Annotated in this window: 1 protein-coding gene; it reads right to left on the minus strand. The window is 68.9% G+C overall.

Features of this window, described 5'->3' with window-relative positions:
- On the minus strand, positions 1-1741 hold a 1741-nt coding region (dxs, locus tag OXR60_RS19815; RefSeq protein ID WP_267397780.1), incomplete at both ends, for a 1-deoxy-D-xylulose-5-phosphate synthase.

Raw genomic sequence — 1741 nt, forward strand, 5'->3', positions numbered from 1 at the left:
CGCAGCGCGGTGAGCACGGTGTCGACGATGGCGGCGGCATCGAGGCGGGCCTCGGCATATTGCAGCTCGGGCTTGTCCTGGTCCTGGAAGGTGTCGGGCAGCCGCAGCGTGCGCAGCTTGAGGCCGCCGTCGATCAGCCCGTCGTCGCTGGCGAGGGTGAGCACGTGCGCGCCGAAGCCGCCGACCGCATTCTCCTCGATCGTCACCGCGACTTCATGCGTGGTGAGCAGCCGCCGGATAAGCGCCTCGTCCAACGGCTTGGCGAAGCGCAGGTCGGCGACGGTGGTGGAGAGCCCCTTGGCATCGAGCGTGTCGGCCGCCTTCAGCGCCTCGGCGAGCCGGGTGCCGAGGCTGAGGATCGCGACTTTCTTGCCTTCACGCACGATCCGGCCCTTGCCGATCTCGAGCCGCTCCGGCGTCGCGGGCAGCGCCACGCCGGTGCCGTTGCCACGCGGGTAGCGCACCGCGATCGGGCCGCTGTCATGGCACGCCGCGGTGTGGGTCATGTGGACGAGTTCGGCCTCGTCGGCCGCCGCCATCACCACCATGTTGGGCAGGGTGGCGAGATAAGTGACGTCGAAGCTGCCGGCATGGGTGGCGCCGTCCGCCCCGACCAGCCCGGCGCGGTCGATCGCGAAGCGGACGGGGAGGTTCTGGATGCAGACGTCATGCACCACCTGGTCGTAGGCGCGCTGCAGGAAGGTCGAATAGATCGCGCAGAACGGCCGCATGCCCTGCGCCGCCAGCCCGGCGGCAAAGGTGACGGCATGCTGCTCGGCGATGCCGACGTCGAAGAAGCGGTCGGGGTAAGCGGCGGCAAAGGCGTCGAGCCCGGTGCCCGACGGCATCGCCGCGGTGATCGCGCAGATCGTCGGGTCGGCGGCGGCCGCCTCGACCAGCGCTTGCCCAAACACGTTCTGATATTGCGGCGGCCCCGGCGGGGCTTTCGCCTGGGTGCCGGTGATGACGTCGAACTTCTGGACGCCATGGTATTTGTCGGCGCTCGCCTCGGCGGGCGCATAGCCCTTGCCCTTCTTGGTCACGACATGGACCAGGATCGGGCCCTCCTCGGCGTCGCGGACATTCTCGAGCACCGGCACCAGCTGGTCGAGGTTGTGGCCGTCGATCGGGCCGACGTAATAAAAGCCGAGCTCCTCGAACAAGGTACCGCCCATCGCGAGCCCGCGCGCGAACTCGTCGGTCTTGCGCATGCCCGCGGCGAGCGGCCGCGGCAGCCGCTTGGCGAGCCGCTTGGCGAGATCGCGGAAGCCGAGAAATTCGCGGCTCGAGACGATCCGGCTGAGATAAGCCGACAGCCCGCCGACCGGCGGCGCGATCGACATGTCATTGTCGTTGAGGATCACCACCAGCCGGTTGCCGGCGGCGGCGGCGTTGTTCATCGCCTCATAGGCCATGCCCGCCGACATCGAGCCGTCGCCGATCACGGCGATGCCCTTGCCAGGCGTGCCGGCGATCTTGTTGGCAACCGCAAAGCCCAAAGCCGCCGAGATCGAGGTCGACGAATGCGCCGCGCCGAACGGGTCGTATTCGCTTTCCGAGCGCTTGGTGAAGCCGCTGAGACCCCCGCCCTGGCGCAGCGTGCGGATCCGGTCACGGCGACCGGTGAGGATCTTGTGCGGATAGCATTGGTGGCCGACGTCCCACACCAGCCGGTCGCGCGGCGTGTCGAACACATAATGCAGCGCCGTGGTCAGCTCGACCACGCCGAGCCCCGATCCCA

Origin of the sequence: Sphingomonas sp. GC_Shp_5 (assembly GCF_026540855.1) — a bacterium.
Classification (GTDB): Bacteria; Pseudomonadota; Alphaproteobacteria; order Sphingomonadales; family Sphingomonadaceae; genus Sphingomonas.